The following is a 16432-nucleotide window of genomic DNA, read 5'->3' on the forward strand; positions in this document are numbered from 1 at the left end:
GTCTTCTCCCCGGTCGCACATCGAAGGCACGGTTGTTCGTGACCGCGCTGCGCTACCGAGTCGTGAGCGTCTCGATGTCGGTGATCGACGTTCCGGCGCGAGCCCGGCCCTCGGTGGGGTCCGGCGCGGGTCAGAACGCGGCTTCGTCGAGATCCATGACGCTGATGTCGACGTCGGAGATGACCGACCATTCCGCGCTGAGGTGCGGCAGGACCGTTTTGGCGAAGAACGACGCGACGGCGACTTTGCCTTCGTAGAAGGCGCGGTCCTGCTCGCCGGGACCCGCGTCGAGCGCGGCCGAGGAGATCTCGGCGGCGACGATCAGCCGCCAGGCGACGAGCAGGTCGCCGACGGCGAGCAGGAACCGGACGGAATTCAGCCCGATCTTGTACAACTCGGTGGGCTGTTCCTGGGCGGCGAGCAGGTGCTGGGTGAAGCGGCCCGCCATGTCCTGAACGTCTTCGAGCGCGGTGGCGAGCAGGATCTTCTCCGCCTTGAGCCGGCCGTTGCCGTCGGTGGATTGTGCCGTGTCGCGGATCTTGCCCGCGAGGTGGGCCAGCGCGACGCCGCGATCACGGGCGATCTTGCGGAAGAAGAAGTCCTGCGCCTGGATGGCGGTGGTGCCCTCGTAGAGCGAGTCGATCTTCGCGTCGCGGATGTACTGCTCGATCGGGTAGTCCTGCAGGAAGCCGGACCCGCCGAGGGTCTGCAGCGACTCGGTCAGGTACTGGTAGGCCCGCTCCGAGCCGACACCCTTGACGATCGGCAGCAGCAGGTCGTTGACCCGCGCGGCAAGATCGGCATCGGCACCCGAGATATGTTGCGCGACAACGCCATTCTGGTGACCTGCGGTATACAGATAGATCGCGCGCAGGCCCTCGGCGTACGCCTTCTGCATCATCAGCGACCGGCGCACGTCGGGGTGCCGGGTGATGCTCACTTTCGGCGCGGCCTTGTCCGCCATCCGGGTCAGGTCAGTGCCCTGCACGCGCGTCTTCGCGTATTCGAGGGCATTGAGGTAACCGGTGGACAGCGTGGCGATCGCTTTGGTGCCCACCATCATCCGCGCTTCCTCGATGACCTGGAACATCTGCGCGATGCCGTTGTGCACCTCGCCGACCAGCCAGCCCTTGGCCGGGATGCCGTGGCCGCCGAAGGTGACCTCACAGGTCGCAGAAGCCTTCAGGCCCATCTTGTGCTCGACGTTGGTGACGAAGACGCCGTTGCGCTCGCCCAGCTCGCCGGTCTCGTGGTCGAAGTGGAACTTCGGGACGAAGAACAGCGACAGGCCCTTGGTGCCCGGGCCGGCGCCCTCGGGGCGGGCCAGCACCAGGTGCATGATGTTTCCGAACAGGTCGTCGGAGTCGGCCGAGGTGATGAACCGCTTGACGCCCTCGATGTGCCAGCTGCCGTCTTCCTGCTCGACCGCCTTGGTGCGGCCCGCGCCGACGTCGGAACCGGCGTCGGGCTCGGTCAGCACCATGGTGGCGCCCCAGTTGCGTTCGGTCATGAACTGAGCCCAGCGCCGCTGCTGCTCGGTGCCGATGCCGTAAGTGATGTGGGCCATCATCGGCCCGGTCAGGTACAGGTAGGCCGCGGGCTGCGCGCCGAGGACGAATTCGCTGATCGCCCAGCTGACCATCGACGGGGCGGGTACGCCGCCGACACCCTCGGCTTTGCCGACGCGCCACCATTCGGCGTCGTACCAAACGCGCACCGCCTTCTTGAACGAGTCCGGCAGGCTGACCGAGTGGGTGGCCGGATCGAAAACGGGGGGAGTGCGGTCGGTTTCGGCGTACGGTGCGGCGACCGGGCCTTCGGCCAGGCGCGCGGCCTCCGCCAGCATCGAGCGCACGGTGTCGCCGTCCAGGTCACCGAAAGCTCCGGTCCGCAGGATGTCGTCGAGTCCGTACACCTCGAACAGGTTGAATTCGAGGTCGCGCACGTTGCTCTTGTAATGGCTCACGGGCCAAAGCCTTTCGGGAAACGGCCGGTGTACCGGCGAGGGATTCGGCGGGCGCGCGCAGCGGCGATCGCCCACGGCACACTGTGCGGCACCGATCACCCGAACGCAATCTTATGTTAATGACCACTAAGTAAATGGTCGGATGTCCGGCAGCGTTCTATGCGCTGATAGCGCCCAATTGGGTGGCATAAGTTAATTGCGGCTAAGTGTCATAAATCACTGTGCGGGAACTCGGCCAGGGTTTCCGGCCGTTTCGATCCGTTCTCCGATGGTTACGAGAACGTCGACGAGATCGGCTCGGCGCCGGAACCGCGGATTGCGGACGGCATCGATGACGACGGTGGTGACGGCTCGGCTCAGCACCCGTGCGACGGGAGCGGACAAGTCCGGCCGCACGGCCTGCAACATGCGGGCCCACTGGGCGATGCCGTCCAGGCGCACCCTCCGGTAGCGCTGCACCGCTTCGCCCGGGAGGTGCCGGATCTCGCTGACGGTGATCGCCAGCAGATCGGGCTCGTCGACGCCGAGTTGCGCGAAACTGCGCATGAGTGAGCGCATGGATTCCTCGGCGCTACGGCCCTCGGCGATCGCGCGGGCGAGCAGCAGCCGAAGCCACTCGTCCTGACGCCGGACGATCTGATCCAGCAGCTCCGCCTTGCTCGAGAAGTGGTGGTACAGCGCGGGGCCGGTGACCCCGACGGCCGCGCCGATGTCGTCGATGCCAACGGCGGCGTAGCCGCGGGTGCTGAACAGGCGTGCCGCCTCGGCGAGCATCCGCTCCGACCGTAGTGCTCGGTCCAGCGCGGTGTTGCCGGTCTCCGTGCGCGGTGGCCGGTTCGGGGCATGGCCGGACGGGTGCGCGGGCATGTCGGTCGCGATCACCGCCGCGACGGCGGCGTCGAGCACCTGTGCGGCAGCCTGCGCCGGTAGCTCGGCGCGGTGATAGGAGGGGCTGACCGTGATCGACAGCACGCACCAGCTCAGCAGTTCGACATCCGCGGCGTTCAGCTCGGGTCTGCGCGTGCGGATCGTGTGCCGCAGGTAGCGGGTGAGCCGCGAGGCGCGGACCAGCACCGCGGTCTTGTCGGCGGTGGTCAGGTTGCGGAATTCCAGTTGCCAGAGCCGCGGCAAGCCGCGCAGTTCCAGTGCCACCCGCACCAGTTCGGCCGGCACCGCGCCACCGGAAGCGTCGGCGCGATACGCGGCGTCGAGCCGGTTCAAGGTGTCGTCGAGCCCGACCAGCAGGCACTGCCCCAGGAGTTGCTGCTTGTTGCGGAAATGCCGGTACAAGGCCGTCGCCGAGATGCCGACCGCCGCCGCGATGTCGGCCATCGTCGTGCCGTAATAGCCGCCGTGTGTGAAGGCGTCGACCGCGGCGTGCAGGATCATCTCGCGCCGATCGGGTGGTCTTCGCCGTGCTCGTCCGCCGTTCGCCTGGGTGCCCATCGCGGTCAGTGTCGCGTATGGGAGGGGCTGCGGCGGTGCCGGGCCGCCTCCGCGCGCGATTCCTCCGCCGGTTCGTCACGGGTGATCCGGCACGGTCATCCAACTGGATGACGATTTCGTCATAATCGAGGCCCGGGTCCTACTGTCGAGTAGGCTTCCCGCAGCTATCAACAGCCCGTGGATCGTTATCGATCAGGTAAGCAGAGGGAGCCCGCCCGTGAGCGCTGACATCGCGGACGCCACAGCACTGTCGAGCATGGCGGCCCGCCTGCGCATCGCGTCGACCGTGATTCTGCGGCGCGCCCGGCGGGATCCCGATGAACGGCGGCTGTCCGCCACCCAATGGGCGGTGCTCGGACGTCTGCACCGATACGGCGCCATGGCCGCGGTCGACTTGGCGCGGCTGGAGATGCTGCGGCCGCAGACGATGCGCAACGTCGTCGACGGGTTGCGCGATCAGGGCCTGATCGTCGGTGTGCGCGATCCCGACGACGGGCGCCGGGTGAATCTGACCCTCACCGACGAAGGCCGGGCCTGGGTGTGCGGACACCAGGCGTCCGCGAACGACGCTCTGGCGCAGGTGCTGTCCGAGAGCCTGCGGTCCGGTGAGTTGCACAAGGTCGACGAGGCCCTGGATCTGCTCGAGCGGATCGCCTACGGGTGATCGCGGCCCGGATGCGTTGCTCGGCGCCTATCCCGGCCGCGACGCCGAGTCGTGTTGCGCGCACTGTTCATCTCGGCGCCGACCGAGGGACATCGCTTTTGCTGAGCCAGGCGTTCTTCGACCGGATCGCCGCGCCCAAGTGGCTGGTCATACCGGGTGCTGCGGGGCAGTACACCGTCGAGACGCCGGGCATCCACCAGTTGGCCGGCGCGTTCGCCGCGATTGGCGACCGGCTGATTTCCGGCCCCGGTTCGGCCGGTCGGTGACACCCCGCCGGGCGGGCTCGCGATGCCCTCCGTGCCCGCTCCGGCGGGGCGGGTAAGTAAGGTCTGAAGCGTCGTGGAACGGACGCCACGATGCAGCCGCCGAACGGTTTCGCGCGGACGCGCCGCCCTGTCGAACGAAGAGAGCTGATTGATGTCGACCTCTACAGCGCGTGCACAGATCGGGGTCACCGGTCTGGCGGTCATGGGTAGCAACATCGCACGGAACTTCGCCAGGAACGGCTATACCGTCGCGCTGCACAACCGCACCGTCGCCAAGACCGACGCACTGCTCGAGGCGCACGGCGACGACGGCGACTTCGTACGGACCGAGACGATCGAGGAGTTCGTCGCCGCGCTCGAGCCGCCGCGCCGGGTGCTGATCATGGTCAAGGCAGGCGCTCCGACCGACGCGGTCATCGAGGAACTGGCGGCGGCGATGGAGCCGGGCGACATCATCATCGACGGCGGAAACGCCCTCTACACCGACACCATCCGGCGGGAAGCCGCGATGCGCGAGCGTGGACTGAACTTCGTCGGCGCCGGCATCTCCGGCGGCGAGGAAGGCGCGCTCAACGGCCCCGCGATCATGCCGGGTGGCCCCAAGGAGTCCTACGACTCGCTCGGGCCGCTGCTGGAATCCATCGCGGCGAAGGTCGACGGCACGCCCTGCTGCACCCATATCGGTCCCGATGGCTCCGGGCATTTCGTCAAGATGGTGCACAACGGCATCGAGTACGCCGACATGCAGCTGATCGGCGAGGCGTACCACCTGTTCCGCGACGCGCTCGGCTTCGACGCCAAGCAGATCGCCGACGTCTTCACCCAGTGGAACTCCGGTGACCTGGAGAGCTACCTCGTCGAGATCACCGCCGAGGTCCTGAATCAGGTCGACGCGAAGACCGGCAAGCCGCTGGTCGACGTGATCGTCGACGCGGCGGAGCAGAAGGGCACCGGACGCTGGACGGTGAAGTCCGCGCTCGACCTCGGTGTGCCGGTGACCGGGATCGCCGAAGCGGTATTCGCGCGTGCGCTGTCCGGTTCCCGCGACCAGCGCAAGGCCGCGCAGGGTCTCGCCTCCGGCCGGTTGGCCGAAAAGCCCACCGACGTCGAGCAATTCACCGAAGACATCCGGCAGGCGCTCTACGCCTCGAAGGTGGTCGCCTACGCACAGGGCTTCGACCAGATCACCGCGGGCAGTGCGGAATACGACTGGAGTCTGCGCCCCGGGGACCTCGCGACGATCTGGCGCGGCGGCTGCATCATCCGCGCGCGATTCCTCAACCGGATCAAGGAAGCCTACGACGAGAACCCGGCGCTGCCGAGCTTGATTCTCGCGCCGTACTTCCGTGCGGCGATCGAGACCGCCATCGACAGCTGGCGCCGCGTGGTGGCCACCGCCACCCTGCTGGGCATTCCGGTGCCCGCGTTCGCGTCGTCCCTGTCCTACTACGACGCCCTGCGCGCCGAGCGCCTCCCCGCCGCACTCACCCAGGGCCAGCGTGACTTCTTCGGCGCGCACACCTACGAACGCGTCGACGCCGAAGGCAAGTTCCACACGCTCTGGAGTGATGACCGCAGCGAGGTCCGTGCCGACTAGGTCGCCTCTCCCGATAGGGTGAGCTTTTCGGCCTCGCTGCCTGGCGGGTCCTGCGGGAGGTCAGCTCGGCATCCCGGCGGCTCGCTCCCACGCCGTCCTGCGGAGCAGGCGGAGCCCGTTGAGCCCGACGAGGACGGTGGAGCCCTCGTGCCCGGCGACGCCGAGCGGGAGCGGCAGGGTTCCGGCGAGGTCCCAGACGACCAAGACGCCGATGAAGGTGGCGGCGATGGCCAAGTTGGCGATCACTACCCGCCGCGCCTGCCGGGACAACGCGATGACCGCCGGGATCGTGGTCAAGTCGTCGCGCACGACGACGGCGTCCGCGGTCTGCAAGGTCAGATCGGATCCCGCCCCGCCCATGGCGACGCCGACCTCGGCCGCGGCGAGGGCCGGGGCATCGTTGATACCGTCGCCGACCACGGTCACCTTCCGCCCGTCGGCCTGCAGCCGACGCACCGCGGTCACCTTGTCGTCGGGCAGGAGTTCGGCCCGCACGTCGGTGATGCCGACCCTGGCCGCGAGCCGGTCGGCGGTGGCGGCGTTGTCGCCGGTCAGCAGGACCGGCGCGGCGCCGGTGAGCTCGGTGGTCGCGCGCACGGCCGCCACCGCTTCGGGCCGCAGCTGGTCGGTCAGGGCGAGTACCCCGATCGGCTGGTGCTCGCGGGTGACGACCACAACCGTGCAGCCGCTCGCCTGGAGAGCTTCGACCGTCGTTCGCAGGCCGGGGGCGAGTTCCGCCGCGGTGGGGGAGCCGACGCCGATGAGGTGGTCACCGACGAGGGCGGTGACGCCGCGACCAGGATCCGCGGTGAACTCGGTGACCTCGGGCAGTCGCAGATCCCGGGCACGGGCCGCGCGCACGATCGCCGCCGCCAGGGGATGCTCGCTCGGGTGCTCGGCCGCCGCGGCCAGCCGAAGCAACTCGGCGTCGGTGAATTTCTCGTCCAGGCAGTGGATTTCGATGAGCTCGGGAACGCCGCGGGTCAGTGTGCCGGTCTTGTCGAAGGCGACGTGCGTGGTGGCGCCGAGCCTTTCCATGACCACCGCGGATTTGACCAGGACGCCGTGGCGACCCGCGTTGGCGATGGCCGCCAGCAAGGGCGGCATGGTGGCCAGCACTACCGCGCAAGGAGAGGCGACGATCATGAACGTCATCGCCCGCAGCAGCGCCCGCCGCAGGGTGTCCCCGAACAGCAGCGGAACGGCGAACACCGCGACGGTGACCAGGACCATGCCGATCGAGTAGCGCTGTTCCACCTTCTCGATGAAGAGCTGTGCGCGCGCTTTGGTTCGGGCCGCCTGCTCGACCAGGGCCGCGATTCGCGCGACCACGGAGTCCTGCGCGCGGCGGTCCACCCGGATCCGCAGCACGCCGGTGCCGTTGAGGGTGCCCGCGAACACTTCGTCGCCTGCGGCTTTGTCCACCGGCAGCGGTTCGCCGGTGATGGTGGCCTGGTCGACCTCGCTGCCACCGGAGACCACCGTCGCGTCCGCGGCGATCCGCTCACCGGGACGCACCACGACAACATCGCCGACGCGCAGATCGGCGGCGTGCACCGTCTCCTCGCCGCCACCGGCGACCCGGCTCGCGGTCTCCGGCGTGAGGTCGAGCAGTCCGCGCACCGAGTCCTCGGTCCGGGCGGTGGCCAGCGCTTCCAGAGCGCCCGAGGTGGCGAAGATGACGATCAGCAAGGCGCCGTCGGTGATCTGGCCGATGGCCGCCGCGCCGATCGCCGCGGCGACCATGAGCAGGTCGACATCGAGCGTCTTGTCTCGTAACGCCCGCAACCCGGTCCACCCCGGTTCCCATCCGCCGGCGGCGTAGCAAGCCAGGTACAAACCCCACCACACCCATTGCGGCCCGTCGGACAGCTGCGTCGCCAGACCGGCGAGGAAGAACACGATAGCCATTGCGGCCCATCGCACTTCCGGCAGGGCGAACAGCCCGGTGCGGTGTGTAGGCACACTACGGGTCGGCGAAGTCGGACGGGTCGGCGCGAGGGTCGGCACGGCCACGGAAAACCTCCAAGACGGCAACGAACGGACGGCCTGACCATATCAGATAGTATGAACATGTCTTCATTTGTTCCTAGAGTATGCTGTTCATTCATGGGACACGGTGTCGAAGGCAGGGATCGCCCCGCCGCGCGCCTGGATCCGGAATCGGCCAACCATGTGGCGACCACATTGCAGGCGCTGGCCACCCCGAGCCGCTTGATGATCCTCACGCAGCTGCGCCAGGGGCCGCTGTCGGTGAGTGCGCTGGCCGACGCCATCGGGATGGAACAGTCCGCCGTCTCCCACCAGCTTCGGCTGCTGCGCAATCTGGGTCTGGTCACGGGCGCCCGCACCGGCCGCAGCATCGTCTACAGCCTTTACGACAATCACGTTGCCCAGCTGCTGGACGAGGCGATCTACCACAGCGAACATCTGCGCCTCGGATTGTCCGACCGCCCCGAGACCGCCGGCTGATCTCGGTTCCCTGTCCCGCTGCTTGACCTGGAGTGCACTCCAGCACCTAGTGTGCGCTCGTACACGGTTGACCAGCAGAAGGGACCGCTTCATGGAGCTCGGTTTTCACCTACCCATCTTCGATATCGACGGTGGTACGACCGCTATCGCCGGTGAGCTGGCGCGGGCGGGCGCGGCCGCGGAGGCGTCCGGCGCGACCTGGTTGTCGTTCATGGATCACTATTTCCAGATCGAGCCGACCGGCCTGCCCGCGGAGGCGAACATGCTGGAGGGCTACACCACCCTCGGCTACCTGGCCGCGCACACATCGCGCGTCGACCTCGGCTTGCTCGTCACCGGCGTGACGTATCGCCACCCCGGCCTGCTCGCCAAGATCGTCACCACGCTCGACGTCCTGTCGGGTGGCCGGGCGGTCCTGGGGATCGGCGCCGCGTGGTTCGAGCGCGAACACCGTGGGCTCGGCGTGTCGTTTCCCTCGACCGCCGAACGGTTCGAGCGGCTCGAGGAGACGTTGCGCATCTGCCGGCAGATGTGGGACCCGCAGGACAACGGGTCGTTCGACGGAAAGTACTACCAGCTGGCCGAGACGCTGTGCTCGCCGCAGCCCATCAACCGGCCGAAAGTGCTCATCGGCGGCGGGGGAGAGCGCAAGACGCTGCGCTTGGTCGCGCAATACGGTGACGCCTGCAACCTGTTCGGCTCCTCGCCCGCGGACGTCGAGCACAAACTCGATGTGCTGCGACGGCATTGCGACGACGTCGGCCGGGACTATGACGAGATCCGCAAGACGATCGTCGCCAACAATCCGCGGCCCGGCCCGGACAACCGCGACGAATTCGTCCGGCAGATGGCCGACTATGCGAAACTCGGCATCCACACCGCCATCGTCACTCCGACCACCGGCTCACCGGCGGCTTGGATCGATGGCATGGCGCCGGCCGTCCCGCAACTCGCGGAACTCGGCTGAGGCGTCGGCGGGACGCGTGCTCGCGGCAGGGTGCGGATGGACTTGTCGCGGTAGGGGTTGCGGCCGGGGATGATCACCGCGCGGTCGGCGGCTCGGAGGTCGCCGACCGCGTCGCTACAGTTTGTAGCCGATCTGGCGCAACAAGTGCTTACGGGCTGCCTGGTCGTCGGCATTCTCGACGCCGAGCGGCGCCGAACCGTCGATCACACCGACGATCCCTCTGCCGAGTTCCGTCTCGGCGATCAGCACTTCGACGGGATTGGCTGTGGCGCAATAAATTCCGCAGACCTCCGGGACCTGCCGCACCGCATTGAGCACGTTGACCGGGTAACCCTCGCGGAGGAAGACGACGAACGCGTGCCCTGCCCCGATGGCGACCGCGTTCTGCGTAGCGAGCTCGACGAGCGAGCCGTCGTTGCCGGAGTGGCGGACCAGGCGCGGGCCGGAGGCCTCGCAGAACGCCAGCCCGAAGCGCAGGTGCGGACCGACTCCCACCAGGGCTTCGTGCAGGTCTTCCACGGTTTTGATGAAATGCGACTGTCCGATGATGACGTTGAGTTCGTCCGGCTTGTCGATGCGTACGGCTGTCAACTCCACAGCGACATACTGCGCTTCAGTGCTGTCGATTCATAGCATTTCGACATTTACTTCGGCGCGCGTCGCGGACACCCCTCGGGGACTCGCCAGCCGTTCGCACGACCTAGCCGTCGGCGGTACGGGAAGGGAAGTCCACCACCAGTGCGGTGGCGTTGTCCCTCCCTCCCGCCGAGAGGGCGGCCTCGACCAGAGAATTCGCGGTCCCGTGGGTCTCGTCGCCGTCCGCGAGAATGGCCTTGACGGCGGCGATGCCCAGTGATTTGTGCACTCCGTCGGTGCTCAGCAGCAGTCTGCCCGTACTCGATCCGGTAGCGGCGTAGCCGATCTCGTCCGGCCGAACCGTGCGCGCCGAGGTGGTGACCAGATGGCCCATCCGCGGCGTGACCGCGAGCCCGCGAGCCCGGTAGGACTCGGCGACGGTGTGGTCGGTGGTGATCTGGTGCAGCACCCGCCCGTTCCAGCGATACGCGCGACAGTCGCCGACCCAGGCCACCTCGCAGGGCCCGTCGGGTCGACCGGCGCTCGGCAGCACCGCCACCACGAGCACGCTGTCGGCGGAGGGTTCCGGAACCTCCCGCAGCAACTCCTCCTGCGCCGCGAGAATTCCCGCAAGCGCCCCGTCGCGGGCTCCGGCGCGGGCCGCCGCGGCGGCGACCGTGCGTGCCGCCCTGGCGCCGAGGAGATGGTCTCCCACACCGTCGGCGACCACGAACGCCGTCGCTCCGCTCACCGCATCGGTCTCCATCGCGACCGCGTCCGCGTTGATCGAACGTGACGCACGCCGACTGGCCGAGGCGCCCATCGCCGCGCCCAACCACGGCATCTCGATCCGCGGCAGGCTTGCAGTAGTACCGGTGTACATGAACTGGTCTCCTCCTGGCTGGGCTCGAGTGCTGCGACCAGCACCCTTCCATGGAACCGCACCGGTATTTGGACTTGTCGAGAGTTCGTTGTGGGGACGCTGAGAATTCGCTCTCGATCCGGTCACGGTCGGCATACCGAGCGGCTTCGGCAAGCGCCGGCGCCCTCCGCGTGCTCGCATTCGAATCGGTGCCGACGGTGGACGGATGAAGCGGCGCAATAATCGATCACCGCTGTACCTTGTGCCGCATTCCACATATCGCGGCGCATTTCGCAACATTATTTCCGGGTTCTGGCAATCAATCGGCTCACTGTTCGTTGCTCGGCGTATTTACGTTCTCGGCTGTGAAGCAGAGGCGCACGCAGCGCGTAACTCGCCGAGGCCGGTCCCTTTTGTGCGGATCGGCCGACTCAGCCCGAACGACGCGCCGGATACCGTGAGGACTGCAAACTCCGAGCCCTCGGCTCGCTACGGCCCAGCACGGCTGCCTGGACGGGGTACATCCTCCGTGGTCCGGCGCTGACGCGGCCGAAAAATCCTCCGCCACCCGACAATCGACGCACCGAGCCGAATCCGTGCAACCGGATCTGCCGGCGCCCGGCGAAGCACGCCCACCGACTGGTCGCAGGCGTGCCCGGAAATGGAGCATCACGTGGTAATCGGTCCCGCCCAGTGCGCTTTCCCGCGCTTCCCGCGGCTGATCCCGTCCGGCGGCAGCGTGCCCACCTCGCTACTCGTGGTGGTCGCGATGATCAGCATCCAACTCGGCGCGGTCATCGCCAAACATTTGTTCGCACTCGCCTCGCCTGTGTCGGTCGCGTGCGCCCGGATCGTACTGGCCGGTGCGTTCGCCATGCTGCTGTGGCGGCCGTCGTTGCGGATCGAGCGCACAGCGCTGCTTCCGATCGCCGGGCTCGGTGTGGCCATCGCGGGCATGAACCTGTGTTTCTATGCCGCGCTGGACCGCATCCCTCTGGGCATGGCGGTGACCATCGACTTCCTCGGTCCGCTCACCATCGCGTTGATCGGGTCGCGGCGCACGCGCGACGCGCTGTGGGTGGCCCTCGCGGGAGCGGGTGTCCTGTTGCTGGTCGACGGCGACGGGCCGGTGTCATGCGGCGGTGTGCTGTTCGCGGTGGCAGCCGGCGTGGGATGGGGCGCCTACATCGCGTGCGGCGCGGTTGTCGGCAGGCACACCGCCGGACACGACGGATTGGCGTTGGCCATGGGCCTCGGCGGGCTGCTCGCCCTGCCGATGGTGATCACGAATGATGCCGTGGTGCTGACGGACCCGGTCTTCCTACTGGGCGCCGTCGCCTTGGCCGTGCTCTCGTCGCTGGTACCGCACGCCATCGAGATGGCGGCCCTGCGCCGGACCACGCCCGCGGTGTTCGGCGTCATGATGAGCCTGGAGCCCGCCGTGGCCGCGGGCGTCGGGCTGCTCCTGCTCGGCGAGCAGATGCGGGCGGCGCAGTGGTCGGGTATCGGCTTGGTGATCCTGGCATGCGCCGGATCGGCGCGCGCTCCGCGCGACGTGGAAGGCGCGGGCGGCGATGTTCCGAGTGCCGAAATGATGGTGTCCAGCACCGTAGACACAGTCGCGGAATTTTCCGGATGTCGGCATCGGCCACTTCTTTCCGTCGCGGCTGCCGACAGACATCATGACTAGGCACAATGCATTCGGCGCGCGCGATTTCGGTAGATCGTGAAGTTGTCGGTGACGTAGACAACATACGAAACTCCGTTGAATTCCCCGCCCTACCGGCGGGTACGTGATCGAATGCTCTGCAACTGACGTCTCGAACCCGCCGCGCCGCGTCGTGGGTCCGGAAATCCAGGAGGTTGTTGCTGTGGTCGACGCAAGCGTGCCCACGCTGCGTCCGTCCGAGCTGGAAAGATTGGCCCAGCTCGACGAACACAACGAACTTTCTGCCGAACAGATGCGATCGACCTCGCAGCGACTGGGCGTGCCGGAAGAGGACCTGCGGCGATGGCTGGCGGACCGCCGCGCCGCCAGCGCACCCACCAGGCGCATCAATGCGCCGGAGGCGGCGATCCCGCGCGCCGAGGTTCCGGAGGCGGCGGTCCCGCGCGCCGACGTTCCGGAGGCAGCGGCCCCGCGCGCCGACGTTCCCGAGGCAGCGCCTCCCCGCGCCGACGTTCCGGAGGCAGCGACCCCACGTATCGAAGTTCCCGAGGCAGCGACTACCCGCATCGAGATACCCGAGGCGGCGACCACGCGCATCGGTGTCCCCGAGCCGCCGACCACCCGTATCAATACCCCTGAGCCGCCGACCAGGCAGGTGGGGTACGGGCAGGTCGACCACCGGCCATCGCGCATCATCACGCTGTCCGAAGCGGCCGGAGGCGGACTGCCGCAGATCTCCGACGGCGACGTCACCACGTTCCTGGCCGATGCCTACCGGAGCCTGCCGCCGGAAGAGTTCGCGCGCATCGATGCGGTGTACACCGAAGGGATCCAGACAACCTGCCGGTGGCTGGCCGAACACACCGGCCGGCAGTGCCGGCACGACCTGAATCAGAACGGCGTCGGGAGCTGGCTGGGGCCCCGCGGGGCCGGTCTGGCCGAATACATGCTCTCGGTGCTGCAACCTCGGCTCAGCTCACCGAATCGCTTCCACCCCGGCGCCGGGGCCGGTGTGGTGGACGAGTGGAACGACATTCTGAGCCTGTACCGGTTCCTCGGCAGCTTGGCGGCCGACAGCCCCAGTCGCGGGCACACCATCACGCGCCTGCGCGGCGCCCAGGCCGCGTTCCTGCTGCACGGTCTGCGATTGGATCTGCCGCCGGATCTGGCCTATTCGGTCGGACCCGGGCTGACCACGGTCCCGATCGACCACGATGTGATCGCCCGTGTCCGCGCCCGGACCACCGATCCGGTGGACGCGGCGGCGATCGTCACCGCGCTCTTCACCGGCGCCACCGCGATGGAACTCAACGCGATTCCCTGTGTCGCGCTCACCACCGACGCGCTGATCTTCAACGGCCCGATCGGCTACACCCACGCGCCCGATCTGTACGTGTGGGTGATACCGCCGCCGGCGCGAACTCTGCTCTACGACGCCCGCGTCAACCAGGAATCGCGTCCCACGCCGAACAGCAAGCTGTTCACCGGGGCCATCGGCGGCGCGGGCTTCCGCCTGCGCAGGCTCGCCGCGGCATGCGAGGTGACCCTTCCGGACCTGTACCACTGGCACCACAGTTGGATCCGCCACGCCGGACTCCTCCGGATGTCCGAACAACCGGCGCCGGTCCGCAATACCGATCTGCTCTTCGGCCTGAAACTCGCGCCCCGGCCGCGCCGCCGCCGCGCCCGCTGACGTCGACGACGGAGAGCAGGTCACCCGGCGTCGTCGAGGAGATGCCGGGGTGCGGCCTGCCGCCACGAGTCGAGCACGATGGCTTCCAGTTCGTCCCGGTCGTCGAGGGCGATCAGGCGCGCGCGGACCCAGGCGTTGTTGGCTTCGTGCCCGGCGATCCAGAACTTGCCCGGTTCGGCGACGACGAGTTCGTCGCGATCGGCGATGGGACAGCGGATCGCCATCGAGGTCTCCGCATCCGGGAGGGTGAGAAACAGCTTGCCCGCGACCCGGAAGGTCGGCATCCCCCAGGTGAACTGTTCGGATGTCTCCGGAAGTGACAGCGCGACGGACCGGACATCGTCCCCGGTGAAACTCATGCACCGAATCTTTCCAGGCCGGAATGGAACTCTCGGTGCGCGGTCGACGGCCGGACCAACGTTCGTCGAGATCGCGGCGAAGACGTGACGGCGGAGGAATCGGGCGGCGCTCATGTGCAGGCCCGCAACGGCACGATCCACCACGTCACCGCGACCGAACAGGAAGCGTTCGACTGGGCCCGCGAGTACCTCCCGCGCAAGCACAGCCTGTACCCGATGTAGTGCCGGTTTTCCCGCCCTCCGGCTGGGTATGCGGCGGTGTGGGGACGGAGGTCCGCGGTCGGAGGAGTTGCGGGCATGGACTGGTTCACCGCATCCGAATACTGGTTGAGCAGGCAGGTGCTGACCCGCGGCGTCGCGGCCGTCTACCTGATCGCCTTCCTGGCCGCCGCCCGGCAGTTCCGGGCGCTGATCGGTGCGCACGGCATGCTGCCGGTGCCGCGCTTGCTGGCCCGGCGGTCCTTCCGGCAGGCGCCGAGCATCTTCCATTTCCACTATTCCGATCGTTTCTTCGCGGCCGTCTCCTGGTTCGGTGTGGCGCTGTCCGCGGCGCTGGTCGCCGGCGCGGCCGATCTGGTGCCGTTATGGGCGGCGATGCTGTTGTGGGCGACGTTGTGGGTGCTCTACTTGTCGATCGTCAACGTGGGGCAGGAATGGTATGCGTTCGGCTGGGAGTCCCTGCTGCTGGAATGCGGGTTCCTGGTGATCTTCCTCGGCAACGACCGCACCGCGCCGCCGATACTGGTGCTCCTGCTCGCCCGCTGGTTGGCGTTCCGGGTGGAGTTCGGCGCAGGACTGATCAAACTGCGCGGTGACCGGTGCTGGCGCGATCTGACCTGCCTGTACTACCACCATGAGACGCAGCCGATGCCCGGACCGCTGAGCTGGTTCTTCCATCACCTGCCCAAGCCGCTGCACCGGGCCGAGGTGGTGGGCAACCACGTCGCGCAGCTCGTGGTGCCCTTCGGGTTGTTCGCGCCGCAGCCGGTGGCGAGCATCGCCGCGGCCGTCATCGTGATCACGCAGCTGTGGCTGGTGGTGTCGGGCAATTTCGCCTGGCTGAACTGGCTGACCATCATCCTCGCGTGCGGCGCCATCAGCGGGTCCACGGTGGCGGCGGTGCTGCCGGTACCCGCCCCACCACCGCTGCCGGGACCGCCGCTGTGGTTCGCGGGCCTGGTCATCGCGTTCACCGTGCTGGTGGTCGTTCTGAGCTACCGGCCCGCTCGCAACCTGATCTCCAGTCACCAGGCCATGAACCGATCGTTCGACCCTTATCACTTGGTCAACACCTACGGAGCCTTCGGAAGCATCGGCCGCACCCGATACGAGGTGGTCATCGAAGGCACCGAGGAACCCACCGTCACCGACCGGACGCAGTGGAAGGAATACGAGTTCAAGGGCAAACCCGGCGATCCGCGGCGGCTGCCCCGCCAATGGGCCCCCTATCACCTGCGCCTGGACTGGCTCATGTGGTTCGCCGCGGCCTCCCCGCGGTACGCGCAGTCGTGGCTGGGGGCCTTCCTGGCGCGATTGCTGGAAAATGACCCGGCCACCCTGCGTCTGCTGCGGGGCAATCCGTTCCCCGACGTCGCGCCGCGTTTCGTCCGGGCGCAACTGTATCTGTATCGCTTCACCACGCCGCGGGAATTGGCTGACACCCGAGCGTGGTGGCATCGCACGCTGGTGAGCCGCTTCGTTCCGCCCCTTTCCCTGGACGACCTGCACCACCACAGCCACTCCGGCCGACGCTGACCCTCGCAGCGGTGCGCCGGGGCACCGCTGCCAGCGCTCGCAGCCAGATGGATGGGGTGGTATTCGCCACAGTGATGTGGCGACGATGGGCGGCGAAAGCGGGTATGCGCCTGGATGACGCAACCGACCGAAGGAGGATG

At 68.1% G+C, this 16432-nt stretch carries 15 protein-coding genes; 9 read left to right on the top strand and 6 right to left on the bottom strand.

The window, feature by feature from the left end:
- Positions 1-130: 130 nt before the first annotated feature.
- Complete coding sequence (locus ACFU5M_RS03430; RefSeq protein WP_379042986.1) at positions 131-1966, bottom strand: acyl-CoA dehydrogenase; 1836 nt, start codon at positions 1964-1966, stop codon at positions 131-133.
- A gap of 216 nt (positions 1967-2182) precedes the next feature.
- On the bottom strand, positions 2183-3412 hold the full coding sequence (locus ACFU5M_RS03435; protein WP_379042990.1) for a TetR/AcrR family transcriptional regulator: 1230 nt from the start codon (positions 3410-3412) through the stop codon (positions 2183-2185).
- A gap of 217 nt (positions 3413-3629) precedes the next feature.
- Here ACFU5M_RS03435 and ACFU5M_RS03440 point away from each other — a divergent pair, with 217 nt between their 5' ends.
- From ACFU5M_RS03440 to gndA, 3 genes are all read left to right on the top strand, one after another.
- Positions 3630-4076, top strand: coding sequence for a MarR family winged helix-turn-helix transcriptional regulator (locus ACFU5M_RS03440; protein WP_379042993.1), 447 nt, complete (start codon positions 3630-3632; stop codon positions 4074-4076).
- A complete protein-coding gene (locus ACFU5M_RS03445; protein WP_379042996.1) occupies positions 4073-4342 on the top strand; it encodes a hypothetical protein in 270 nt (89 codons plus the stop codon). Before ACFU5M_RS03440 ends, ACFU5M_RS03445 begins: the two co-directional genes overlap by 4 nt.
- Before the next feature lie 151 nt (positions 4343-4493).
- On the top strand, positions 4494-5939 hold the full coding sequence (gene gndA / locus ACFU5M_RS03450) for an NADP-dependent phosphogluconate dehydrogenase (RefSeq protein ID WP_379042999.1): 1446 nt from the start codon (positions 4494-4496) through the stop codon (positions 5937-5939).
- A 60-nt stretch (positions 5940-5999) separates the two neighbouring features.
- On the opposite strand, the gene ACFU5M_RS03455 is transcribed toward gndA, so the two are convergent.
- Positions 6000-7955 carry a heavy metal translocating P-type ATPase gene (locus ACFU5M_RS03455; RefSeq protein WP_379043002.1) on the bottom strand — a complete coding sequence of 652 codons (1956 nt, stop codon included), beginning with the start codon at positions 7953-7955 and terminating at the stop codon, positions 6000-6002.
- A gap of 93 nt (positions 7956-8048) precedes the next feature.
- On the opposite strand from ACFU5M_RS03455, the gene ACFU5M_RS03460 reads away from it, so the two are divergent.
- Positions 8049-8411, top strand: coding sequence for a metalloregulator ArsR/SmtB family transcription factor (locus tag ACFU5M_RS03460; RefSeq protein WP_040866835.1), 363 nt, complete (start codon positions 8049-8051; stop codon positions 8409-8411).
- 91 nt (positions 8412-8502) lie between these two features.
- A complete protein-coding gene (locus ACFU5M_RS03465; protein ID WP_379043006.1) occupies positions 8503-9378 on the top strand; it encodes an LLM class F420-dependent oxidoreductase in 876 nt (291 codons plus the stop codon).
- 114 nt (positions 9379-9492) lie between these two features.
- Here ACFU5M_RS03465 and ACFU5M_RS03470 read toward each other — a convergent pair whose 3' ends face one another.
- Together ACFU5M_RS03470 and ACFU5M_RS03475 are read right to left on the bottom strand one after the other, a co-directional pair.
- Entirely contained in the window at positions 9493-9975 is a 483-nt protein-coding gene (locus tag ACFU5M_RS03470; protein WP_379043009.1) for an adenosine-specific kinase, read from the bottom strand.
- Between the two features lie 103 nt (positions 9976-10078).
- A complete protein-coding gene (locus tag ACFU5M_RS03475) occupies positions 10079-10837 on the bottom strand; it encodes a PP2C family protein-serine/threonine phosphatase (protein WP_379043012.1) in 759 nt (252 codons plus the stop codon).
- Between the two features lie 652 nt (positions 10838-11489).
- Between ACFU5M_RS03475 and ACFU5M_RS03480 the strand changes: the two genes are divergently transcribed.
- On the top strand, positions 11490-12506 hold the full coding sequence (locus ACFU5M_RS03480) for a DMT family transporter (RefSeq protein ID WP_379043015.1): 1017 nt from the start codon (positions 11490-11492) through the stop codon (positions 12504-12506).
- 181 nt (positions 12507-12687) lie between these two features.
- Complete coding sequence (locus ACFU5M_RS03485; RefSeq protein ID WP_379043018.1) at positions 12688-14178, top strand: hypothetical protein; 1491 nt, start codon at positions 12688-12690, stop codon at positions 14176-14178.
- A 20-nt stretch (positions 14179-14198) separates the two neighbouring features.
- On the opposite strand, the gene ACFU5M_RS03490 is transcribed toward ACFU5M_RS03485, so the two are convergent.
- Positions 14199-14537 (bottom strand): MmcQ/YjbR family DNA-binding protein, encoded by a 339-nt coding sequence (locus tag ACFU5M_RS03490; RefSeq protein ID WP_379043021.1) that lies wholly within the window; start codon positions 14535-14537, stop codon positions 14199-14201.
- Positions 14538-14621: 84 nt separating this feature from the next.
- Here ACFU5M_RS03490 and ACFU5M_RS03495 point away from each other — a divergent pair, with 84 nt between their 5' ends.
- Both ACFU5M_RS03495 and ACFU5M_RS03500 read left to right on the top strand, forming a co-directional pair.
- Positions 14622-14759, top strand: coding sequence for a hypothetical protein (locus ACFU5M_RS03495; RefSeq protein ID WP_379043024.1), 138 nt, complete (start codon positions 14622-14624; stop codon positions 14757-14759).
- Between the two features lie 75 nt (positions 14760-14834).
- Positions 14835-16292, top strand: coding sequence for a lipase maturation factor family protein (locus ACFU5M_RS03500; protein ID WP_379043027.1), 1458 nt, complete (start codon positions 14835-14837; stop codon positions 16290-16292).
- The last annotated feature ends 140 nt before the right edge of the window (positions 16293-16432 follow it).

The sequence above is a fragment of the Nocardia sp. NPDC057455 genome (assembly GCF_042802775.1).
GTDB lineage: Bacteria > Actinomycetota > Actinomycetes > Mycobacteriales > Mycobacteriaceae > Nocardia.